This window comes from Catenuloplanes nepalensis (genome assembly GCF_030811575.1).
Lineage (GTDB): Bacteria > Actinomycetota > Actinomycetes > Mycobacteriales > Micromonosporaceae > Catenuloplanes > Catenuloplanes nepalensis.
In genome coordinates, this window is record NZ_JAUSRA010000001.1 from 4453860 (window position 1) to 4477113 (window position 23254).

Genomic DNA, 23254 nt, shown 5'->3' on the forward strand with positions numbered 1-23254 from the left:
CAACGACGCGCATTCCCCTCAGAAACGATAGGAGAGCTGGGCTATCCGCCGAACCGGGCCAGATAGTGCCAGGCCCACTTGACCAGCTGCGGATCGCTCCCCACCGCCCGGGCCGCATCCCCGACCAGCCGCGGCACGAGCAGACCATGCCCGGCCAGGCGCTCCGCGAACTCCCGGCCCGCGTCCGGGCGGTAGCCGGGGTGCCGGCGCAGCTCCGCGGCGGAGACCCGGAAGCCGGGGTGCCACTCGACAGGGCAGGGCAGCGCGCGAGCCGCAGCCTCGACCTCGGTCCCCCGGTAGCTCGGATCCAGCACCAGCGCGGCCACGTCCCGGTCGAGCAGCACCGGCCCGTGCACGTGCGCCTCGACGTAGTCGTCCAGCGGGTCGCCGCTCTCCGGCGGGTCGGTGACCGGCATCCGCGCCCGCACCCCGAACCGCGTCGGCTCCAGCACGCTGTCCGGGAAGCAGAACGTGGTGCGGTCGAGCGCGTGCGCGGCCAGCCGGAAGTGCGACGAGCCGAACCGCGGCGAGCCACCGATCGGGCGGCCGGAGTGGTCGAGCGCGCCGTAGACCGGGCGGTGCTCCGGCCCGGCGTCGTCGTAGACGCCGCCGAACAGCCGGCTTTCCCACCGCCACCGGTCGCCGCCGGGGAACGCGGTGAGCCCGCCGTTGCCGGTCCCGGTCTCGAACTGCGAGCGGTAGCGGTTGTCCCGCCGCATCGCGTCGAGGATCGGCTCGCCGCTCCGGGTCAGCCGGTCGGGGTGGAAGTGCAGCGTGACGGTTCGCCCCTCGGCCAGCGGTTCGCCGGTGGCCAGCGCGGCGACATGGACGACGGCCCGGCGCCAGATCTCCTCGGACGACGACATCCGCCGATGATCGCCCGTGACGCCGATCGGGGCCACCGGATTTGTATTCAACTCATTGGTTGACAGCAGGCCGGTCCGCGCTAAGCTCAACCCAGCGGTTAATTAACCAGGTGGTTGAGGACGATGACAGACAGACTCAGCGAGGTCTTCGCGGCGCTGGCCGACCCGACGCGGCGGGCGATCCTGGCCCGGCTCACCGAGGGCGAGGCGAGCGTCAACGAGCTGGCCGCGCCGTTCCCGGTCAGCCTGCAGGCGATCTCCAAGCACCTGAAGGTCCTGGAGCGCGCCGGGCTGATAGTGCGCGGCCGGGACGCTCAGTGGCGCCCGTGCCGGCTCGACCCGGAGCCGCTGCGCGAGGTGGCCACGTGGATGGAGCAGTACCGGCGGTTCTGGGACGAGCGCTACGCGACGCTCGACACCTACCTGCGAGACCTGCAAGCACCCGAGAAGGAGACAGATCGATGACCGAGCAGCTCACCGTGGACCAGATTTCCGACACCGAGATCGTCATGACCCGCGTGGTGGACGCGCCGCGCGACCTGGTGTGGGCCTGCCACACCCAGGAACAGCACCTGCGTCGCTGGTGGGGGCGCGGCAACCCGCTCGACGTCGAAATCGACTTCCGGGTCGGCGGGAAGTACCGGTTCGTGGAGCACGCCGACGACGGCAACGCGTATGCGTTCCGGGGCGAATACCTGGAGATCGAGGCGCCGGCGCGGCTGGTGCAGACGTTCGAGTTCGAGGGCATGCCCGGGCACGTCGCCACGGACTCGCTGGTCCTGACGGAGGAGAACGGGCGCACCACGGTCACCACGACATCCCGCTTCACGTCGAAGGACGACCTCGACGGCATGGTCGGGTCCGGCATGGCGGACGGCGCCCAGCGGTCCTACGTCGCGCTCGACGCGCTGCTGCGCGAGCTCACGGCCTGAAACCATCCGGGGGTACGGACGGAAGGTCCGTACCCCCGGGGTGCTCACTGGGGTGGGAAATTGCCCGGGTATTGCTGCTGCCCGGGGGTGAACGGCGGCTGCACCGGGAACTCCGGGTGCTGCGGCACGGGATATTGCTGCGGCACAGGATGTCGCTGCACCGGCGGGAAGTTCTGCGGCGCCTGGACGTCCTGCGGCGCCGGCTGGTGCTGGAACGTCATCGGGTGCTGCGGCGGCACGGTGTTCTGCGGCGGCGCGGTGTTCTGCGGGGGCACCGGGTAGTGCGGGACCGGCGGATACGGGTTCGGCTGCGGCGGGAAGTGCGGGACCGTGAACGGCTGCGGCGGCACCGGCTGCATCGCGAACGGTGCCACCGAGACCGGCCCGCCGTAGGCCGCGTGCGGCGGCCACGGCTGCGGACCCGGGCGCGGGCCGGCCGGGCGGCCCGGGTTGAACCAGCGGTTCGTCGGCGGCACCAGCAGCAGCACCATCACGGTGATCGCCAGGAAGACCGCGACCACGCCGAGCAGCGGCATGCCCACGTCGAACGCGACCGAGTTCCGCTCGGTCACCAGGTCGGCGAGCCGGTCGTAGAACGCGTTCTCGTGGTAGTAGCCGCCGTCGGTCGTGGGCGGCGCCTCCTCCAGGAACGGATCCTCCTCGAGCGGGTACTCCGCGAACGGGTCACTCGCGCCGTAACCGGTCGTCGAGAACGGGAGCGCGCTGACCAGGCCGCCGCTGCATGCGCCGAGGACGACCAGGCCGAGCGCGGCACCGAGCCCGGCCAGGTTCAGGATCCGGGTCACGTTGTTGCCGCGCGCGGTGAGCAGCGTGTTCGTGACCAGCCAGCCGGCCAGCAGCACGAGCAGCGCGATGGCCAGGCCGTTCATCGACCAGTTCCCGACGCGCTCCGCGTCCGCGTCGAACTGCGAGGCGCCGGGGGTGTCCGCCGCCTCGTCGATCAGCAGACCGTAGGTGACGCCCTCCCAGACCAGCAGCCCGACCATCGCCACCAGCAGGCCGGCCACCACGTACTGCAGGATCACGGCGACGGTCACGGTGGCGGGCCGGGGCCCGCGCGCGGCGGCCGGCGGCGTGGGCGTCACCGGCGGCGCGGGCGGCGTGGGCATGAGGATCGGCTGCTGCCGCAGCTGCGCCTCGACCGCCGGCCCGCAGCCGGGATCCACGGCACCGCCGGGCGCGCCCGAACCAGCACCGGCAGCAGCCGAACCGGCAACACCGGCAACACCGGCAACACCGGGACCAGCACCGCGAGCGTCGGCAGCGGCCGGACCAGCACCGGCAGCAGCCGGACCAGCAGCACCGGCAGTGTTGACGCCCTCGCCGGGAGCGGTGCCCGGCGCGACGGACACCGCCGGTGCGACGGACACCGATGCGGCGGCCGGCGACGCTACGGCCTCCGACGCGGCAGACTCCGGCGACGCTACGGCCTCCGACGCGGTGGCCTCCGGCGACGCGGCGGCCTCCGGCGATACGTCCGACACGGCGCCGGTCTGCCCGGCCTCAGCCGGCGCGGTCGCCGGACGAGCGTCGCCCGACGCCGACGGCGTCTGGGTGCGCTGTGGCGCGGCCGACTGCGTACCCGCGAGGGGTGTGGTGTGAACCGGTGCGGCCGGGGTCGTGACCGGCTCGGCCAGAACGGCGGGAGGGTATGCGGGCCGGCTCTGCGGAGCGGACACCGCAGCCGGCTCGGCGGCGGCCGGCGATGCGGCGGACGACGGCTCGGCGGGGTCGCCGGCGGCCGGGGACGGCCGCTCGGCGGGATCGGGGGTGGGTGATTGCACGCGCGCACGCTACCGAAATGATCACCACTGCGACACCCCGATTTCCGGGCCGCTGGTCAGAGCACGAACGCGTCCGTCCACAGCTGGCCCGAGCGGCCGGACAGCGCGTCCAGCATCGCCACCGCCTGGCTGTCGGTCAGCGACGCCACGAAGTCCACGATCGCGCGCCCGCGGGCCTGCGCCGCGCGGTGCGGCGTGGCCGGGGGAAGCTCCGCCTCGGCCAGCTCGACCAGGTCGTGCAGGCGGCGCGGCAGCCGGGTGGTCTCGTCCGGGTCGTCGATCCAGGCGAGCAGCGCCTCGACCAGCGTGCCGAGCAGCCGTGCCTGGCCGCGCTGGTGGAGTGCCAGGTCGGGCCGCTCCAGCACGAACCGGTGGTGCACGAACTTGAGCACCTGCACCTCGTGCCACTGCACCGGCGAGAGCAGCACGTGCCCGGACCGCATCGACGGCCTGTCGGTCACCGTGATCGCGTCGACCAGGCCGCGCGTCCACGTGTCGGAGAACCGGGAGACCGCGTGCTCCGCCTCGACCGAGCCGTCGAACGGCGCGGACAGCAGCCCGTCGACCAGCTCGCGGCGCACGTGCGCGACCGCGGTGGCGAACGCCTCGTCGTCGCTGACCCAGGAGTCCTTGCGGTGCAGCGTGCGCCGCAGCCGCTCGATCGACCGGCCGGGCCGGCGCGCGTTGAGCTCCAGCGCCGCGTCGGACTCGATCGCCAGCTCGCCCGCGTGCCGCTGCCACGCGGACAGCTCGGCCGCGACCTCGCCCTGCCGGAGCACGCCGACCCGGTAGAAGTCCTCGACGTCGTGGATCGCGTAGGCGATGTCGTCCGCGGTGTCCATGATGGACGCCTCCGCGGTCTGCTGCCAGTCCGCGATCCGCCCCTCGAACGGCGCGCGGGCCTGGCGCAGGTCGCGCACCTCGGTCCCGTAGGCGCCGAACTTCAGCGATCCGCTCTCCGGATCGGCCGCCGGGGCGGTCGCGCCGCGCGGCGCCGGGCTGAGCGTGGACGGGTGCGGCGACGGGTAGCCCCGGCGGGTCCACGGATATTTGAGCATCGCCGCGCGCACGGCCGCGGTCAGGTCCAGCCCGATGATCGTCTCGCCGCGCGCCTCACCGCGGATCTCCGTGCTGGTCACGATCCGGTACGACTGCGCGTTCCCCTCGAACCCGTCCGCGAGCCCGAGCCGCTCCCGCGCCAGCCGGTCCAGCACCCGCTCACCGAGATGCCCGAACGGCGGGTGCCCGAGGTCGTGCGCCAGCGACGCGGCCTCCACCACGTCCGGGTCGCAGCCGCCGAGCTTGTCCAGCAGGTCACGGTGCTCCGCGCGGGCCAGCAGCCGTTCCGCGATCGCGCGCCCGACCTGGGCGACCTTGAGACTGTGCGTCAGCCGGTTGTGCACCAGCAGCCCGGACCCGCCCGGGCTGATCACCTGGGTGACGCCGCCCAGCCGCGCGAAGAACGTCGACGACACGATCCGGTCCCGGTCCGCTCGGAACGGCGACGCGGCCAGGTCGCCGGGCGCCCGTCCGGCACCGGACAGTCGCTGCGCACGGGGATCCTCGACCTCAGCCATCCCGCCACGCTAACAGCCTGAAGATCATCTAATCGCCGACGGTACGGGGTCGCGCGCGGCACCGGGGTTGAAGGTGACCAGCGACGGAACTGACAGGGAGGCCGCCCGCGGCCGACCGGTGCCCGCGGGAGCACTGGGACCCAGCCACGCCGGAAGCGGGAATATGGGTCTGATGGGCTTCCTGCGACCCGCCGGGCGCAGCGGGGTGCCGGGACAAGTGTCGGTGGGTGCGGGCAGAATGGCGGCCGAGATGACATCAGAAGGTGGATCAAGCGTGACTACGTCTGTGGACCCTGCACTGCCCCCGGCCGAGGCTCAGCCCGAGGTGCTCGCGGCGGCCGAGCCGGTCGCGGTGACGCCGACCGCGACCACCGCGGCGTTCGTGGCGGCGAGCGCCGGCGCCATCAACCAGCGCATCGCCGAGGAGCTCGGCGTGCGGGAGCGGCAGGTGGCGGCCGCCGTCGACCTGCTGGACGGTGGGTCGACCGTGCCGTTCATCGCCCGCTACCGCAAGGAGGTGACCGGCACGCTCGACGACGCGCAGCTGCGCACGCTGGAGGAGCGGCTGCGTTACCTGCGCGACCTGGAGGAGCGGCGCGCCGCGATCCTGGAGTCGATCCACGGGCAGGGCAAGTTGACCGAGGAGCTGCAGGCCGCGATCCTGGCCGCCGACTCGAAGGCCCGGCTGGAGGACATCTACCTGCCGTTCAAGCCGAAGCGCCGGACCAAGGCGCAGATCGCCCGCGAGGCCGGCCTGGAGCCGCTCGCCGACCTGCTGATCGGCGACCCCGCGCACGACCCGCAGTCGAGCGCGGCCGGTTACGTCGACGAGGAGAAGGGCGTCGCCACGCCGCAGGCCGCGCTGGACGGTGCGCGCGCGATCCTGGTCGAGCGCTTCTCCGAGGACGCCGACCTGATCGGCACGCTGCGTGAGCAGGTGTGGAGCCGCGGCGTGCTCGGCTCGAAGGTGCGCGAGGGCAAGGAGGAGTCGGGGGCGAAGTTCAAGGACTACTTCGAGTTCTCCGAGCCGCTGACCAAGCTGCCGTCGCACCGCATCCTCGCCATGTTCCGCGGCGAGAAGGAAGAGGTCCTGGAGCTCTCCCTGTCGCCGGACGCGACCGAGGCCGAGGGCCCGACCACGTACGAGGCCGCGATCGCCGCCCGCTTCGGCATCGAGGACCAGGGCCGCCCGGCCGACCGCTGGCTCAAGGACACGGTCCGGTGGGCCTGGCGCACCCGCATCCTGGTGCACCTGGAGATCAACCTGCGGTCCCGGCTGTGGCAGGAGGCCGAGGAGGAGGCGGTCCGCGTCTTCGCGGCCAACCTGCGTGACCTGCTGCTGGCCGCGCCGGCCGGCACCCGCGTCACCATGGGCCTCGACCCGGGCCTGCGCACCGGCGTGAAGGTCGCGGTGGTGGACGCGACCGGCAAGGTCGTCGACACCGCCACGATCTACCCGCACGAGCCGCGCCGCAAGTGGGACGAGTCGATCGCCACGCTGGCCGCGCTGGCCACGAAGCACAACGTCGACCTGATCGCGATCGGCAACGGTACCGCGTCCCGCGAGACGGACAAGCTGGCCGGCGACCTGATCAAGGCGTTCCCCGCGCTCGGCATGACCAAGATCGTGGTGTCCGAGGCGGGCGCGTCCGTCTACTCCGCCTCGGCGTACGCGTCGGAGGAACTCCCCGGCCTGGACGTGTCGCTGCGCGGCGCGGTCTCCATCGCGCGCCGCCTCCAGGACCCGCTCGCCGAGCTGGTGAAGATCGACCCGCGCTCGATCGGCGTCGGGCAGTACCAGCACGACCTGTCCGAGGTGAAGCTGTCCCGCTCGCTCGACGCGGTCGTCGAGGACTGTGTGAACGGCGTCGGCGTGGACGTGAACACCGCGTCCGCCCCGCTGCTCACCCGGGTCTCCGGCATCGGCGCCGGCCTCGCGGAGAACATCGTGATGCACCGCGACGCGAACGGGCCGTTCCGGTCCCGCACCGCGCTCAAGGCGGTGCCGCGCCTCGGGCCGAAGGCGTTCGAGCAGTGCGCGGGCTTCCTGCGCATCCCCGCCGGCGACGACCCGCTGGACGCGTCCGGCGTGCACCCCGAGGCCTACCCGGTCGTCCGCCGGATCGTGGACGCGACCGGCGGCGACCTGAAGGCGCTGATCGGCAACGGCGGTGCGCTGCGGCGCCTCTCCCCCACGCAGTTCGTGGACGAGCAGTTCGGTCTGCCCACGGTCACCGACATCATCGCGGAGCTGGAGAAGCCGGGCCGTGACCCGCGACCGGCGTTCAAGACCGCGGCGTTCGCGGACGGTGTGGAGAAGCTCTCCGACCTGGTCCCGGGCATGAAGCTGGAAGGCGTGGTCACGAACGTGGCCGCGTTCGGCGCGTTCGTCGACATCGGCGTGCACCAGGACGGCCTGGTCCACGTGTCCGCGCTGTCCAAGACGTTCGTCAAGGACCCGCGCGAGGTGGTCAAGCCGGGCGACATCGTCACGGTCAAGGTGCTCGACGTCGACATCCCGCGCAAGCGCATCTCGCTGACGCTCCGCCTCGAGGACGACGCCGAGGGCGGCGCACCGCGCGGCGACCGGCCGCGGGGTGAGCGCGGCGGCCAGCGCGGCGAACGCGGCGGCGAGCGTGGCGAGCGCGGCCCGCGCGGCGACCGCGCCCAGAGCGGCAGCGGCCAGAGCAGCCAGGGCGGCGGCCAGGGCGGCGGCCAGGGCGGCGGCCAGGGCGGCGGCCAGGGCGGCGGTAACCGGGGCCAGGGCGCCGGCGGCCGCGGTCAGGGCAGCGGCGGTGGCGGTGGCCGTGGCGGCGAGCGCGGCGGCCAGGACCGGCGCGGCGGCGGCCGGGACAGCCGGTCCGGCGGCGGCCAGGGTGGCGGCGCCCAGCGCGGCGGGCGCCCCGACTTCGCCAACTCCGCCATGGCGGACGCGCTGAAGCGGGCCGGCCTCGACAAGGGCCTCTCCGCGGGCGGCGACTCGCGCGACTCCAAGCGTCGCTGACCCCGCACGGCGATACGGCCCGGAGCAGCGCGCTCCGGGCCGTACCCGTTGATGGATGTGGAACGGCTCCCGACGGACGGGACGGGCACGGAGTCCGTCAGGCGACGGCACCACGACCGTTACGATCGGTGGCAGCGAATCCGCGCGAGCGCAGGGGGTAGTTCGGGTGTCTGTGGTGGCGATTCCGGGATCGAAGTCGATCACCGCGCGAGCGCTGTTCCTGGCGGCCGCCGCAGAAGGCACCACGGTGCTCGGCCGCCCGCTGCTCTCCGACGACACGGAGGCGTTCGCGGACGGCCTGGTCGCGCTCGGCTACGCCGTGGAGCGCGGCGGCACGGACTGGCGCATCACCGGCCGCCCCGAAGGCCCCGCGGTCGACGACGCGGACGTCTACTGCCGCGACGCCGCCACCGCCGCCCGGTTCATGCCCGGCCTGGTCGCGGCCGGGCACGGCACGTTCCGGTTCGACGCCTCCGAGCAGATGCGCCGCCGCCCGGTCGCGCCGCTCACGGCCGCGCTCCGCGCGCTCGGCGTCGACGTCCGGCACACCGAGCGGGACGGTCACCTGCCGCTGACCGTGGCCGCGGACGGCATCAAGGGCGGCGACCTGGAGCTGGACGCGAGCCTGTCCTCACAGTTCCTGACCGCGATGCTGCTCGCCGGCCCGCTCACCCGCGAGGGCCTGAACGTCACGGTCACCGGCCTGGTCAGCGCGCCCTACGTGGAGATCACCCTGGCCATGATGCGCCGCTTCGGGGTGAACGTGGTCCGCGACGGCAACACGCTGCGGGTGCCGCCGGGCGGCTACCGGGCGGCGCACTACCCGATCGAGCCGGACGCCTCCACCGCCAGCTACTTCTTCGCCGCGGCCGCGATCAGCGGTCAGGAGGTGACCGTGCCCGGCCTCGGCGCCGGCGCGCTCCAGGGCGACCTCGGCTTCGTCGAGGTGCTCGGCCGGATGGGCGCGGAGGTCACGATCGGCGCGGACGCGACCACGGTCCGCGGCACCGGCAGGCTGACCGGCATCACCACGAACATGCGCGACATCTCCGACACGATGCCGACGCTCGCGGCCATCGCGCCGTTCGCGGACGGCCCGGTCCGGATCGAGGACGTCTACAACACCCGGGTCAAGGAGTGCGACCGGCTCGACGCGTGCGCGGACAACCTGCGCCGCCTCGGCATCGGAGTCGAGACCGGCGAGGACTGGATCGAGATCCGGCCCGGCGTCCCGGTCCCGGCCGAGATCGGCACCCGCCGCGACCACCGGATCGCGATGAGCTTCTCCGTCACCGGCCTGCGCGTCCCGCACATCACGCTCGACGACCCGGGCTGCGTGAAGAAGACGTTTCCGGAGTTCCACGAGGTCTTCGGCGTACTCCGCGCCCAGTGGGACTGCTAGGAGCAGTAGGGCTTCTAGGAGTAGTGGGGCTTCTAGGAGTAGTGGGATTTGTGAAACCGGTGGCACTGAGGCTTATTCAGCGCCGTCCTCGTCAGACTGCGCGGCCTGTGGCAACGCGGTGCCGGTTCGCTGCGCTGAACAAGCCTCGGTGTGTCGGGCGCCTCACGCCCGATATTTCGGCCTATTGGTGGCGTTGAGCATTGTTGGTGGCGTCGAGGGCGCCTTCGGCGGACCTCGGGCTCCGGGGAGAGGGCATGGGTTCCGGCGGGGGTGGGCGTTCGTCGGCCCGGCTGACTTCTCGTGGGTGGTATGGGCTGGGTTTCGTGTGCCTGGCGGTCTGCGCCGGACGCGCGGTCGGAAGATCACCACCGACCTCACGGGCAAGAAGTCGATCACACGTCGCGCCGCCTGTTGAAGGGTATGGCATCGAGGCCTCGGCGATCGCAAGGCACCCGGGCGCCTCGCGTCCGAGATGTCGGCATTCGGCATCCGCTTAGAGAGTGCCCCTGGCTTCGATGCTGAAAGGCCAGAGCATCCCGGGCGGGAGCGTCCCTCACCCGGCGCTGGAAGGTCAAAAGCGCTTCCCGGCTGCGAGATTGATCGCGCGAAAACCACTAGTGATACATGGCGCACCGTATGAGTGCCTCATACGGTGCGCCATGTATCACTAGTCAGATGCGAGGACGCCCGCCGGGTGTATTTACGGCGATATTTCGGGCGTCGCGCCCGCAGCCCACTCGGCATTTCCACACTCTGGCGGCAATTTCCCGTCATACGGAAGATCGGCCGGCTATCGGAACCGATCTTCCACGATGCGGGATCGATCTCGGCGCCAAAAGCAGCCGGTAAGGCGACGCGCGGGGTGAGCCGTCATGATCTCCGGGCCGCGAGGTTGCTTTCGACCTTCTCGGACGTAGCCGACGTTCGAGGAAACGGTCACTTGCGCTGTTGGACCTCGAGGCTTATTCAGCGCAGCGAACCGGCACCGCGTTGCCGCAGGCTGCGCGGTCTGACGAGGGCGGCGCTGAATAAGCCTCCTCATTGAGGCTTATTCAGCGCGGCGACCTCACGCCGCGTTGCCGCAGGCCAGCGCCGTTGAGGCGCAGCGCGCTGAATAACCCTCATTTCTTCAGAGCGGCTGCTGAATAATCCTCATTTTCCAGAACCAACGGGTTTTCCAGGAGCAGGAAACCTTAGAACCGATTTTCCCGCTTCCGGCGTGGTCCGGACCGCATGCTCCCGCGGGCACCGGTCGTCGCCAGGGGCTCCTCCCTAATGGGTTCTAGAGGTCGGGTCGGTTGTGTTGCAGACTCGGTGTCTGGTAGCCGCAGCGGGTGAGCACTGTTCCTCCCGGGGCCGTTGAGTCCTGCGTGCAGATCGTGCCCCTGTCTGTGATGTGTGAGGACCGTACGGCTGATGGGGTGTCGTGCCCGCCGGATGGCGTGAGCACTGATCCATTAGGGCGCCGGGTCTTCCATGTGGCTGCGGGGTTGTTGTTGCTGGTGGGGAGGGGTTCGGGTGTTGTTCGTCGGTGATGACTGGGCGGAAGATCATCATGATGTGGAGGTGCAGAACGAGGCCGGGCAGACACTGGGCGTGGTGCGGTTGCCGGAGGGTGTGGAAGGAGTGACCCGGTTCCATGAGCTGGTGGGCCGGTTCCTGACCGGGGATGCCGGGCCTTCGCAGGTGCTGATATGCATCGAGACGGATCGCGGGCCGTGGGTGCGGGCGCTGGTCACGGCCGGTTATCAGGTATTTGCGGTCAACCCGAAGCAAGCGGCCCGGCACCGGGAGCTGCTGTCGCTGTCAGGAGCGAAGAGTGACAAGGGCGACGCGCGGATGCTGGCGGACATGCTCCGGACCCGCCGGCATCAGTTACGGCCCGTCGCCGCGGATTCCGAGATCGCTGAGGCGGTCAAGGTCGTCGCGAGGGCGCATCAGACACTGATCTGGGAACGCACACGGCACATGCTGCGGCTGCGCACGGCGTTGCGGGAGTATTTTCCGGCCGCGGTCGCCGCTTACGAGGAGTTGACGCTCACCGGCCGTGACGCTCTGGAGCTTCTGGCGAAGGCCCCGACACCGGCCGGCGCGGCGAAGCTGACCCTGGCACAGATCGGTACGGTGCTGAAACGGGCCCGCCGCCGCAACGTTGAGGGCAAGGCGGCCGGGATCCAGCAGGCGTTGCGGACCGTCGAGCTCGGCCAGCCCGAGACGGTCACGGCCGCCTATGCGGCCTCGGTCCGGGCGACGGTCGCGGTCCTGCAGACCCTCAACACCGAGATCAAAACCCTGGAAGGGCAGGTCGAGGAGCATTTTGGCCGGCACCCAGACGCTGAGGTCTATCTCAGCCAGCCCGGTATCGGGGCTGTCCTCGGCGCCCGGGTGCTCGCCGAGTTCGGGGACGCCGCCGGCCGTTACACCGACGCGAAATCCCGGAAGAACTATGCCGGAACCGCACCACTGACCCGCCAGTCCGGGAAAACGAAGACCGTCTACGCCCGGTTCATCCACAACAACCGCCTCATCGACGCCCTGCACATGCAGGCCAGCGCCGCGATGCTGCACGATCCCGAAGTCCGCGCCTACTACGACACCCTCCGCGACCGCGACGTCAAGCACCAAGCCGCACTCCGCCAGGTCGGCAACCGCCTCGTCGGCATCCTCCACGGCTGCCTCAAGACCCACACCCCCTACGACCAGGCCACCGCCTGGTCACACCGCAAGAAAACCACCACCACAACTTGACACCTCAGCTCCAGGGGTGTCTGCACGTTCGCGGGTGGCTGAGCCACAGACCACGCGGCTGACCCCGCACCACCGGCCGGCACGGCGCGGCACGGCTGACCCCGCACCACCGGCACGGCGCAGCACGGCTGACCCCGCACCACCGGCGCAGGGCGGCGCGGCTGACCCCGCACCACCGGCACGGCGCGGCGCGGCTGACGCCGCACCACCGGGGCTGGGAGGTGCGGCGGCGCCGGTGTTCACGGAAGGTGGCGGGCATAGCGGATTTCGTCCAGCGGGAAGCCGCGCGATTCGTCGCGTTTGGTGGACCCGTCGGGGTGCCAGCCACCATGTTCGTAGAAGCGGCGCGCCGCTGCGTTGCCCTCCAGCACCCAGAGCGTGGCCCGGTCGCAGCCGTCGGCGGCGAGCGCGCGCAGCGCCCCGGAGATCAGCAGCCGGCCTCCGCCGCCGCCTTGATGGGCGGGTAGCACATAGATCGCGAAGATCTCCCCGACACCGCCGGAAGCGCCGCCGGCGACACCATCGCGGCCCGAATCGTCACCGTCGGAACCATCGCGTTCAGAACCCGCGCCACCGGAACCGCCGCCCCCGGCACTGCCATCGCCCCCGCAACCATCACGGCCAGAACCCGCGCCACCGGAACCGTCGCCGCCGGCACTGCCGTCGCCTCCGGAACCATCACGGCCGGAACCGTCGCCACTGCCGTCGCCTCCGAAAGCGTTGCGGTCGGAACCGGCGCGGCCCGAATCACCGCCACCAGAAGCCTCGCGGCCGGAACCCACGCGGCCCGAATCACCGCCGCCGGAAGCCTCGTGGCCGAGATCGGCGACGGCCGGGTCTCGGGAGCGGCCGAAGATGGCGAAGCCGACCGGGCGGTCGCCGGGGTCCGGCAGCAGCACCAGCACGCCGGCGCGGCCCTCGGGCGTGCGCAACCGGTCCTGCCAGAACGGGCGCCAGCGGACCGGGTCGAGGGCGGACAGGTAGTCGTCCGGGACGAAGCCGCGGTAGGTGGCCCGCCACGTGCGCACGTGGATCTCCGCGAGGACGGAGGCATCGTCGACGGTCGCTGGACGGGTGCGCACGGCGTCAGTCTGGCAAAGGGCCGTCGGCAACCCACCACGACCGGGACGATCGGGACATCACGCCGTTTCCAGGTCGAGATAGAAGATCGACCCATGCGGTACGGCCGGGAGGTAACCGGCATCGCCCCCGTTCGCACGCGCGAGACCTCGAACGATGTAGAGCCCGAGCCCGGTCCCCGGCTTGCTGGCCGCGGTCCGCCGGGCGCGGCTGAACTGCGAGAAGAGCTGGTCCCGGAACCCTCCCGGTACGCCGTCTCCGGCGTCCCGGACCGCGACCCTGATCGCGTTTTCAGCCGTACGGGTGACCTCGACCGCGACCGCGCCCCCGCCGTACTTGGCCGCGTTGGTCAGATAGTTGACCAGCATCTGCTGCAGGTGCCCGCGGTTGACCAGCACGGAGACCGATGCGTCGCCGTCCACCGGCACCGCCCCCGCCGCCGCCAGGTCGATCGCCGCGGCGATCGCGGCGCCGAGCGCGACCGGCTCACGGTCCGCGTGCAGCCGGCCCGCGTCCAGTGCCACCTGGGTGAGCACCTCGCGGACCAGCGTGTCGAGTCGGGTCGCCTGCCGCCCGATGAGTTGGAGCGCTTCGGGCATCTCGTGCACGTCGTCGGTCAGCTCGACGGTGGAGAGGATCGACATCAGCGGGGTGGCGATCTCGTGGCCGAGCATGCCGATCAGGTCGAGTTTCAGCGCGTTCGCGGCCTCCACCTCGGAGAGCGCGGCGGTGCGTTCGGCCAGCAGCCGGTTGATCTCCGCGTAGTCGTCCGCGTGCCGCAGCCCGCCGCTCAGGCTGTGTCCGAGCAGCTCCAGGTGCTGCGCGTCGCTGTCGTCGAACGCGCCGGTGCGGCGGCTGATGATCAGCAGGACGCCGGTCACCTGGTCCTCCGAGAGCAGCGGCGCGACCAGCGCGGACGCGAGGCCGGCCCGGCGGCAGGCCTCGCGGTCCATGCGCGGGTCGGTGTCCGGGTCGTCGCAGCGCATGGTGGTCGCCGCGCGCACCGCGTGCCCGCTGAACGACGTGGCCACCGGCAGGCGCAGCCCGGCGTTCGGCGTCATCGACCCGGCGACCGCGGTGTAGACCATCTCGTCGCCGTCGAGTATCGCGACCGCGGCGCCGTCGGCCTGTGGGAACATCTCCAGCGCCCGGTCCGCGACCAGCCGCAGGGTCTCGGTGCGGTCCGCGGCCGCCTCGATCACCTCGCGCTGCACCGCGATCGTCTGCCGCAGCCGCGCGGCCAGCAGCGCGTTGTACGACTCGGCCGCGCGTTCCGCGGTGACGTCCCGGGCCGCGACGACCGCGCCGGCGACCGCGCCGGTCGCGTCGCGCAACTGCCGGCCGGTGCAGACCACGCGGCGGTCGGCGAGTACCACCTCCGCGTCCACCACGATCTCGCCGTGCAGCGCGCGGATCAGCGGCAGCTCGTCGTAGGTCATCGGCGTGCCGTCCGGATGACGTGCGTCGAGGCGCGCGAAGACCTCCGTCATCGGTACGGTCGGCGCCGGCCGTCCGTGCATCTGCCGCGCGGACGGGTTGACCGTGGTGATCACCGCGGCCGCGTCGCAGGCGACGACGCCGTCGGAGAGGCTGTCCAGCACGGTGGAGAGGAACAGCCGCTCGCGGCGCAGCCGTTCCTCGGACGCGACCCGGTCGCTGATGTCGTGCAGGAACGCGTGGAACCACCAGATGCCCTCGACCTTGTTCGGCCAGATCACCACCTCGACCGTGACCACGTGACCGTCGCGGTGCAGCGCGGGCAGCGCCAGCCGTTCGCCGGCCACCCGTGCCTCGCCGGTGGCCATGAACCGCTGCATGCCGCCGGCGTGTGCCTCGCGCAGTGGCTCCGGGATGATCGTGTCGGCCAGGACCCGGCCGATGACCTCGGCCGCATGCCAGCCGAGCAGGCGTTCGGCGGCCGGGTTCCAGGCGCGTACCCTGCCGTCCGAGTCCATCGACACGAACGCCTCGGTGGTGGTCTCCAGCACCCGGCGCAGCCCGATCGCCTCGGTGATCTCGTCGGCGGGCACGGTCATGCCGGAGAGCGCGGGCAGGTCGGCCAGCGCCGTCACCTCCGGGTCCGGCACCGGCACCGATCGGGGCCGGGACATCACGGGCCCACCACCTCCCGCGCAACATCGGCCGGATCATGAAATGCTCGGAAAAAATGGGACAAAGCCACGCTAACCCGCGACGGACGATCCGCGGGTCGATTTGGGAAAAGCGGGTATCCAACCCCCGGCCCGTGGGACCGGGCGTGAAACGTGTTTACTTTTTGGAGCTTCGCAAAAATCAACAGCACCGGAGGGTACGAACTCGATGTTCGCGTCATGGGGCTCACTCATGCACCGCCTGCGCTGGACCACGGTGATCGTGGTCGTGGCCGCCTCCATCGCCTCCGGCGTGTGGGGTCTCGGCGTCTTCGGTCAGCTCTCCGAGGGCGGCTACATCGATCCCGGCAGCGAGTCGGCGCAGGCCGCGGAGGTCGCCGAGGAGGCGCTCGGCGCGCAGGGCGGCGACGTGATCGTCATCTACACGCCGGACGGCGGGAACGTCGACGACCCGGCCGTGGCCGAGGCGATCACCACGGACCTGGCGGCCCTCCCGGCGGACAAGGTCGAGTCGGCCGGCTCCTACTGGCAGCTCGCGGCCGCGGCCCAGGCCGCCGCGCAGCCCCAGGGTCAGCAGCCCGCCGACCCGCAGGCCGCCGCGCAGGCCGCCCAGGCCACGCAGTTCGTCACCCCGGACAAGCGCAGCGCGATCGCGCTGGTCACGCTCGCGGGAGCGAACGAGACGGAGAAGCTGGAGAACTACCGCGACATCAAGGACGACTTCACGGTCGACGGCGTCGAGACCAAGGTCGGTGGCGCCGCCGCGCTGCAGCACTCGACGTCCGAGCGGTCCAAGTCGGATCTGACCTTGGCCGAGGGCGTGTCGCTCCCGGTCGTACTCGTGCTGCTGGTCCTGATCTTCGGTTCGCTCGTCGCGGCCGCACTGCCGGTGCTGGTCGGTGGCCTGGCCGTGCTCGGCGCGCTCGGCGTGCTGCACGTGATCGCGCTGACCACCGAGGTCAACTCGTTCGCGGTGAACGTGGCCAGCCTGCTCGGCCTCGGCATGGCGATCGACTACGGCCTGTTCATGGTCGGCCGGTTCCGCGAGGAGCTGGCGGCCGGGCGCGGCACCGCCATCGCGGTGCGGAACACGGTGGCCACCGCGGGCCGGACCGTCGCGTTCTCCGCCACGCTGCTCATCATCGCGCTGGCCGGCCTGATGCTGTTCCCGCAGGGTTTCCTCAAGTCGCTGTCCTACGGCGGCATGTCCGCGGTCGCGCTGGCCGCGTTCACCTCGCTCACGCTGCTGCCGGCCATGCTCGGGCTGCTCGGCCCGCGCGTCGACAAGCTGGCGCTCCCGCGCCGCAAGAAGCAGATCCAGGGCGAGAAGCCGGTCATGAGTACGGGGTGGGAGCGCCTGGCCCGGTTCGTCATGAAGCGGCCCCTGCTGGTCGCGCTGCCGATCCTGGCGCTGCTGGTCTTCCTCGCCGTGCCGATCAAGGACGTGCAGTTCGGCGAGATCGACGAGCGCGTGCTCCCGTCCGGCGACCCGGCACGCGAGGCCCTGGCGGAACTGAAGGCCGAGTTCCCCGCGCTGAGCGGCACCGGCGTCCAGGTCGTGCTGCGCGGCGCCGACGCGGCCGCGGCGCAGCCGTTCGCGGCCGAGGTGGCGAACGTCGCCGGCATCGGCGAGGCCACCATCTCCGGCTCGCAGAACGGCGTCACCGAGATCACCGCGGCGCTGGAGTCCGAGGACGCGCTCGACCGGACCGCCAAGGACGCGGTCGAGCAGATCCGCGCCCTGGACGCCCCGGCCGGCGCGGAGGTGCTGGTCGGCGGCTTCACCGCACGGAACGTGGACAGCATCGAGGCCACCTACGCGCAGTTGCCGTGGATGGTGCTGCTGCTGGCCGGCGCCACGCTGGTGCTGATGTTCCTGGCCTTCGGCTCGGTGCTGCTGCCGGTCAAGGCCGTGGTGATGAGCGCGCTCAGCCTCACCGCCACGTTCGGCGTGCTGGTCTTCGTGTTCCAGGAGGGCCACGGCGCCGGCCTGCTCAACGTGACGCCCGCGCCGCTGGAGGTCGGCATCGTGGTGCTGATGGCCGCGGTGGTGTTCGGCCTCTCCACCGACTACGAGGTGTTCCTGCTGTCCCGGATGGTGGAGGCGCGCACCAAGGGCGCGTCCACGGCCGACGCGGTCGTCACCGGCATCGTCCGCACCGGCAGGGTGATCAGCGCGGCCGCGATCCTGCTGGTCGTGGTCACCGGCGCGTTCGCGCTGTCGTCGCTGACCATGATGCGGTTCATCGGCGTCGGCATGATCCTGGCGCTGGTCCTGGACGCGACCGTGGTCCGCATGCTGCTGGTCCCGGCCGTGATCCGCCTGATGGGCGACGCTGCCTGGTGGGCGCCCGGGCCGCTGCGCCGGCTGCAGGAGCGGGCCGGGCTCGCCGAGACCGACGAGATCGAGGAGGAGGGTGAGGGCGCCGGCCTGGTCAGGACCGGCGCCTGAGGACCTCTTCACGAAGAGCCGCCACCGCTCGGTGGCGGCCCTTCCGCGTTCTCACGTGCCGGGTATCCGGGCGTGGCGGACCCGTCGGACGGCGAGGTCCGCTCCCGCGCCGGTCGCGCCGCCGGACGTGGTGACCGGCTCCGGGAGCACGGCTTCGACCGGCGCGATGTCGACTATGCGTGAGGGAACGCTCACAGGATCTCACGGTGCGGGGAGCGGGGCCGATGGTAGGCCGTGATCACCCTGTTCCGCCGGTTCCTGCTGGCCGGCGGTCCCCTGCTGATCGGCGTGTGGTTCCTGCTCCCCGCCGGTCTGGAGCGCAACGCGCTCTACGCGGTCGTCGGCGCGCTCAGCGTCGCCGCCAACGCGGTCGCGGCCCGGCACTGGCGGTCCTGGCCGTGGGCGCTGTTCGCGGCCGGCCAGGCCTGCGCGGTCGCCGGTGACCTGCTCTGGCTCTACTACGAGAACATCGCGCACATCGACCCGTTCCCGTCCCCGGCGGACGGCTTCTACCTCGCCGAGTACCCGCTGCTCACGCTCGCCCTGCTGCTGCTCTCCCGGCGGCACCGCACCGCGGACGACCACCTGGCCCGGCTGGACAGCACGATGCTGGTGGCCGGGCTGGCGCTGCCGTACTGGGTGCTGCTGATCGCGCCCGCGCTGGCCGGCGGCGACTCCACGCTCGGCACGCTGATCGGGCTCGGTTATCCGCTCGGCGACGTGCTGCTGCTCGCCGGGGTGGTCCGCCTGCTGCTGGTCGCGGGCACCCGCAACACCTCGTTCCGGCTGATCACCCTGGCCGTGCTGACGCTGCTGACCGCGGACGTGACGTTCACCTTCGCGGAGAACACCACGCTGGGCACGATGGCGTTCCTCGCGTCGTACCTGTTCTGGGGCGTCGGCGCGCTCGTGCCGTCCGCCGGGTCGATCGGTGACCCGGCGCCCCGCCCGCAGGTGCTCACCCGCCGTCGCCTGGTCGTCCTGACCGGTGCGGTGCTGCTTTCCCCGGGCATCCTGATCGTTCAGCTGCTCGCCGGGCTGGAGCCGAGCACGTGGGCCGTCGCGCTCACCTCCGCCGCGCTCTTCGTGCTCGTGGTGACGCGGATGGCGGGCATGGTCCGGCGGCTGGAGGAGCAGGCCGGGCAGCTCGAGATCCAGGCCCGCCGGCTCGACGAACTGGCCCGCACGGACACGCTGACCGGGCTGCCGAACCGGCGCACGCTCGACGCACAGATCGTCCGGGACATGGACTCGACGACGGCGCGCCGCACGCCATTCCCGGTCGCGATGCTCGACCTGGACCATTTCAAGCGCTACAACGACACGCACGGGCATCAGACCGGCGACGACCTGCTCGCCGGGGCCGCGAGGTCCTGGAGCCTGCTGCTGCGGGACGGTGACACGCTCGCCCGGTACGGCGGTGAGGAGTTCGTGCTGCTGATGCCGGGCCGTACGGAGGAGGACGCGGCCCGGCTGCTGGACCGGCTGCGCATCGCCACCCCCGACCTGCAGACGTTCTCCGCCGGGCTGGCCGTCTGGGACGGCACGGAACCCCCGGACGTGCTGATGCGCCGCGCGGACCTGGCGCTCTACGCGGCGAAGGAGGCGGGCCGGGGCCGGGTGGTCCGGGCGGCGCCGGCACGGCCCGCGGCGCATCCGCTTCAATAGGGGCGTGACCCTCACCGATGTGACCCGCGAGCTGCTCGTCCGCTATCTCGGCACGTGGGTGCCGGGCGCGCTGCACGGCGGACGGCGGGCCACGTTCGCGCTGGCCTCACGCACACCGGTCAGCGTGCCAGCCGCGGAGGCGGCGCTGCGCGTGTTCGCGGAGTTCGCCGACCGGCTGCGCGGCCGCGAACTGACCATGATCGTGGCGGGGCCGGGTGCGGAGGCGGCCCGCGAGCGGCTCGCCGCGGTGCAGGCGGAGCTGCGGACGCCGGCCGCGCTCACCGTCCACACGCTCCCCGGCGACGGCACGGCGGTGCTGCCGGTCGCGCTCCAGGCCGCGCGGGCCGCGGGCGCGCCGCTGCTGGTCGCGCTGGACGGCACCGCCGATGCCGCCACGCTGCGCGCGGTCCGCTCCGGAAAGCCGGGCGAGCTGCTGCTGATCACCGAGCCGGCGCTCGGCAGCTCGCCCACCGGGACCGCCCACACTGGCCGGGAGGGGGTGGCCGACAGCGGCCGGCCCGCCACGGCAGCCACGGGCGGGCCGGCCAACACGGCAGCCACGGGCGGGCCGGCCGGCGAGACGGCCGGGAGCGGGCGGGGCGGCGCGGCGGCCGACGGGCGGGCCGGCCTGCGGGACGCGGGGTTCGCGCTGGACGCGGCGGTGGAGCTGGTGGACGGTGACGGGCGCGCGCTGCTGGTGTGCCTGGGCACGCCGTCCGCGAAGAGCCTGGAGGCGTTCAAGAACGAGCTGTGGGCGGTCGACGAGTACGCGGGGGTCCGGCTGCGGGATCCGCACGACCCGGACGGCGGGCTGCTGGACATCTCGCTCACGCCGAACCCCGCACCGCTGCGCCGCGAGCTGCTGGACCACCTGGCCGCGCGAGGGCCTCGCACGGTGACCGAGCTGAAGCACTTCACCATGACCGACACCGTCTACCGGCCCGCTGACACCGTGCGCGCGCTCCACGGTCTGCTGGACTCCGCCACCGTGACCCGCGATCCGGAGCACGGCCGGCTCGGCGGCGATGTGGTGATCGCCCGCGCCCGGGCCTCCGGCGCGTGAGCCCCTTTCGGACCGTCGCGCGGGCTTCCGTACCCTCAAAAGAATTTGATTTTGGGTTTGAATCCTAACTGAACGACAGGTGCAAGATCGGACCATGCGTGGCCGGACCGATCGTGGTGTGGCAAGGTGTGACGGTGGCGCTTATCCCCGTGGGAGAAACCGGACCCCGCCCGCACCGCGCCGCCCGGCTCGAGGACGCGGTGCACGAGGTCGTCGAGCGGCGGCTGGTGAAGCGCGGCTGGGAGCCGAACATCATGGCTTATGCGGGCTACGGCACGACCGAGTGGGTGCGCGTGATGGCCCGCGTGCTGCTCAGCCGTCCCGTGCCGAAGACCGGCTGGCTGGCCCGGCGCGCCTCCTCGTCCAAACCGAAGAGCGTGCGCGGCTGGCGCAGCTTCGCCACGGTGAGCCAGATGAACGCGCCGGTGATCATCACGGCCGGCGGCGTGCGGCACGAGGCGATCGGCGACCGCGGCGGGTTCGTCGACGCGGTCGTCCCGGCGAACCTGCAGCCCGGATGGCAGACCGTCACTGTCCAGAGCGGCGACGGCGAGCCGGTCGAGGCGCCGGTGCAGATCATCGACCCGGCCGTCACGTTCGGCGTCGTCTCCGACATCGACGACACGGTGATGGTGACCGCGCTGCCCCGGCCACTGCTCGCCGCGTGGAACACGTTCGTGCTGGACGAGCACGCGCGCGCGTCCGTGCCGGGCATGGCCGTGCTCTACGAGCGGCTGCGCACCGCGCACCCGGGCGCGCCGGTGTTCTACCTGTCCACCGGCGCGTGGAACGTCGCGCCCGCGCTGAACCGGTTCCTCCGCCGGCATCTCTACCCGGTCGGGCCGCTGCTGCTGACGGACTGGGGGCCGACGAAGGACCGCTGGTTCCGCAGCGGTCCCGAGCACAAGCGGCTGACGCTGGAGCGGCTGTCGCAGGAGTTCCCGCGCGTGCGCTGGCTGCTGATCGGCGACGACGGGCAGCACGACCAGGAGATCTACGCGGAGTTCGCGTCGAAGCATCCGGACAACGTGGCCGCGGTCGCGATCCGGCGGCTCTCCCCCGCGCAGGCCGTGCTGGCCGGCACGCTGCCGTCGCTGCCGGAGTCGGACACGTCCGTGGTGTCGGCCCGGTTCGGCCGCAAGTGGCTGGGCGCGCCGGACGGTGCCGGTCTGTCTCAGCTGCTCACCGAGGTTGACCTGCTGTAACTTCAGCTTCATGCACCACAAGGGGAGCCCGGCCGACGTCATCCCGCTGCAATATCACGCGCAGATGCTGCTCGACGACCGGCGGATGGGCGCGTTCCAGGCCGCGATCGCGCGCGTGGTCCGGCCGGGGATGCACGTGCTGGAGCTGGGCGCCGGGACCGGGGTGCTGGCGCACTTCGCGGTCGTGGCCGGCGCGTCCTCGGTGATCGCGGTGGAGCGGGAGCTGAGCGTCTACCAGGCGGCGTCGCGGGCGCTGGACGCGCACGGGGACGACGTGACCGTGGTGCACGCGGACGCGCGCGCGTTCACGCCGCCGCCGGTGGTGGACGTGGTGGTCTGCGAGATGCTGCACGTGGGGCTGCTGCGCGAGCGTCAGGTGGAGGTGGTCGGCGCGTTCCTGTCGTCCTACGCGGGCCCACCCCCGGTGTTCCTGCCGTGCGCCACGATCCAAGCCGTCCAGCCTGTGTCGCAAGATTTCACTTTTTATGGGTACACAGTGGCGGCGCCGCTGTTTCAGGATCCGTCGGCGGCGCAACCGCGGACGGTCGCGTTGGCCCCGCCGTCGATCTTCCAGAGTTTCTTCTACGGCGCCGGATCGCTGCCGTCGTCGTGCGCGGCCGATGTCCGGTTCGAGGTGGAGCGAGGCGGCATCCTCAACGCGGTGCGGATGATCACGAAGAATCTGCTCACCGAGGAGCCGACGCCGGTGGAGTGGCTGATGAACTACCTGGTCGTGCCGCTTCCGAAGCCGGTCGAGGTCGATGCGGGCGACACCGTGCGTATCAGCTTCGCCTACCGTCCGGGTGACGAGATCCCCGAGTTGATGTCCGCCCTGCACGCCGAGGTGCTGTCCCCCGCACGGGCGGGCTAGGTTGGGGCCGGTAAGCATTCGTAACGTGAACGGAGCCGTTCCATGAGCAGCAAGCCGCAGGTCGCCCCGCACGACGGACCGCCGCCGGCGGACCTGATCGTCGAGGACATCACCGTCGGCGACGGCGAAGAGGTCACGCCCGGCCGGCACGCCGTCGTGCACTACGTCGGCATCTCGCACTCCAACGGCCGGCAGTTCGACGCGTCGTGGGACCGTGGCGACACGTTCTCGTTCCCGGTCGGCGGGGGCCGGGTCATCGGCGGCTGGGACCGGGGCGTCGTGGGCATGAAGGTCGGCGGCCGGCGCCGGCTGGTCATCCCGCCGCACCTCGGCTACGGCGCGCAGGGCGCGGGCGGCGGCCTGATCGGCCCGAACGAGACGCTGATCTTCGTCGTGGACCTCGTCGACGTGAAGTAGGCACCCACCTCCGCGATCGAGGCGTCCCCAAGCTGTCAGAACGACATGGGGGG

Annotated in this window: 17 protein-coding genes; 11 read left to right on the forward strand and 6 right to left on the reverse strand. The window is 72.0% G+C overall.

Features of this window, described 5'->3' with window-relative positions; all coding sequences use genetic code 11:
* Nucleotides 1-41: 41 nt before the first annotated feature.
* A complete protein-coding gene (locus J2S43_RS19185) occupies nt 42-866 on the reverse strand; it encodes a DUF3626 domain-containing protein (RefSeq protein ID WP_306831100.1) in 825 nt (274 codons plus the stop codon).
* 123 nt (nt 867-989) lie between these two features.
* Between J2S43_RS19185 and J2S43_RS19190 the strand changes: the two genes are divergently transcribed.
* Both J2S43_RS19190 and J2S43_RS19195 read left to right on the forward strand, forming a co-directional pair.
* Nucleotides 990-1331 carry an ArsR/SmtB family transcription factor gene (locus J2S43_RS19190; protein ID WP_306831101.1) on the forward strand — a complete coding sequence of 114 codons (342 nt, stop codon included), beginning with the start codon at nt 990-992 and terminating at the stop codon, nt 1329-1331.
* On the forward strand, nt 1328-1798 hold the full coding sequence (locus J2S43_RS19195) for an SRPBCC family protein (RefSeq protein ID WP_306831102.1): 471 nt from the start codon (nt 1328-1330) through the stop codon (nt 1796-1798). The genes J2S43_RS19190 and J2S43_RS19195 overlap by 4 nt, the downstream gene beginning before the upstream one ends.
* Nucleotides 1799-1842: 44 nt before the next feature.
* Here the strand turns inward: J2S43_RS19195 and J2S43_RS19200 are convergent, their stop codons facing one another.
* The gene (locus tag J2S43_RS19200; protein WP_306831104.1) at nt 1843-3603 is read right to left on the reverse strand and encodes a hypothetical protein; all 1761 of its coding nucleotides are present in this window, start codon (nt 3601-3603) and stop codon (nt 1843-1845) included.
* A gap of 56 nt (nt 3604-3659) precedes the next feature.
* Nucleotides 3660-5180, reverse strand: a complete 1521-nt coding sequence (locus J2S43_RS19205; protein WP_306831106.1) for a deoxyguanosinetriphosphate triphosphohydrolase family protein — start codon at nt 5178-5180, stop codon at nt 3660-3662.
* Nucleotides 5181-5562: 382 nt separating this feature from the next.
* Between J2S43_RS19205 and J2S43_RS19210 the strand changes: the two genes are divergently transcribed.
* From J2S43_RS19210 to J2S43_RS19220, 3 genes are all read left to right on the forward strand, one after another.
* On the forward strand, nt 5563-8184 hold the full coding sequence (locus tag J2S43_RS19210) for a Tex family protein (protein ID WP_306839337.1): 2622 nt from the start codon (nt 5563-5565) through the stop codon (nt 8182-8184).
* A 175-nt stretch (nt 8185-8359) separates the two neighbouring features.
* Nucleotides 8360-9586, forward strand: a complete 1227-nt coding sequence (aroA, locus tag J2S43_RS19215; RefSeq protein ID WP_306831108.1) for a 3-phosphoshikimate 1-carboxyvinyltransferase — start codon at nt 8360-8362, stop codon at nt 9584-9586.
* A gap of 1518 nt (nt 9587-11104) precedes the next feature.
* A complete protein-coding gene (locus J2S43_RS19220; RefSeq protein ID WP_306831110.1) occupies nt 11105-12334 on the forward strand; it encodes an IS110 family RNA-guided transposase in 1230 nt (409 codons plus the stop codon).
* 239 nt (nt 12335-12573) lie between these two features.
* Here J2S43_RS19220 and J2S43_RS19225 read toward each other — a convergent pair whose 3' ends face one another.
* Together J2S43_RS19225 and J2S43_RS19230 are read right to left on the reverse strand one after the other, a co-directional pair.
* Nucleotides 12574-13362 (reverse strand): GNAT family N-acetyltransferase, encoded by a 789-nt coding sequence (locus J2S43_RS19225; protein ID WP_306831112.1) that lies wholly within the window; start codon nt 13360-13362, stop codon nt 12574-12576.
* Nucleotides 13363-13473: 111 nt separating this feature from the next.
* The gene (locus J2S43_RS19230) at nt 13474-15525 is read right to left on the reverse strand and encodes a sensor histidine kinase (protein ID WP_306831114.1); all 2052 of its coding nucleotides are present in this window, start codon (nt 15523-15525) and stop codon (nt 13474-13476) included.
* Nucleotides 15526-15733: 208 nt separating this feature from the next.
* Here J2S43_RS19230 and J2S43_RS19235 point away from each other — a divergent pair, with 208 nt between their 5' ends.
* Nucleotides 15734-17977: an MMPL family transporter gene (locus J2S43_RS19235; protein ID WP_306831116.1), complete on the forward strand. Its 2244-nt coding sequence runs from the start codon at nt 15734-15736 to the stop codon at nt 17975-17977.
* Between the two features lie 51 nt (nt 17978-18028).
* On the opposite strand, the gene J2S43_RS19240 is transcribed toward J2S43_RS19235, so the two are convergent.
* On the reverse strand, nt 18029-18172 hold the full coding sequence (locus tag J2S43_RS19240; protein ID WP_306831118.1) for a hypothetical protein: 144 nt from the start codon (nt 18170-18172) through the stop codon (nt 18029-18031).
* Between the two features lie 39 nt (nt 18173-18211).
* On the opposite strand from J2S43_RS19240, the gene J2S43_RS19245 reads away from it, so the two are divergent.
* The 5 genes from J2S43_RS19245 (at nt 18212) to J2S43_RS19265 (ending at nt 23201) form a co-directional block, all read left to right on the forward strand.
* On the forward strand, nt 18212-19645 hold the full coding sequence (locus J2S43_RS19245) for a GGDEF domain-containing protein (protein WP_306831120.1): 1434 nt from the start codon (nt 18212-18214) through the stop codon (nt 19643-19645).
* Nucleotides 19646-19649: 4 nt separating this feature from the next.
* Complete coding sequence (locus J2S43_RS19250) at nt 19650-20708, forward strand: hypothetical protein (RefSeq protein ID WP_306831122.1); 1059 nt, start codon at nt 19650-19652, stop codon at nt 20706-20708.
* A 134-nt stretch (nt 20709-20842) separates the two neighbouring features.
* Entirely contained in the window at nt 20843-21913 is a 1071-nt protein-coding gene (locus J2S43_RS19255) for an App1 family protein phosphatidate phosphatase (RefSeq protein ID WP_306831124.1), read from the forward strand.
* 10 nt (nt 21914-21923) lie between these two features.
* Entirely contained in the window at nt 21924-22784 is an 861-nt protein-coding gene (locus J2S43_RS19260) for a methyltransferase domain-containing protein (RefSeq protein WP_306831125.1), read from the forward strand.
* Between the two features lie 42 nt (nt 22785-22826).
* Entirely contained in the window at nt 22827-23201 is a 375-nt protein-coding gene (locus J2S43_RS19265; RefSeq protein ID WP_306831126.1) for an FKBP-type peptidyl-prolyl cis-trans isomerase, read from the forward strand.
* Nucleotides 23202-23254: the final 53 nt, after the last annotated feature.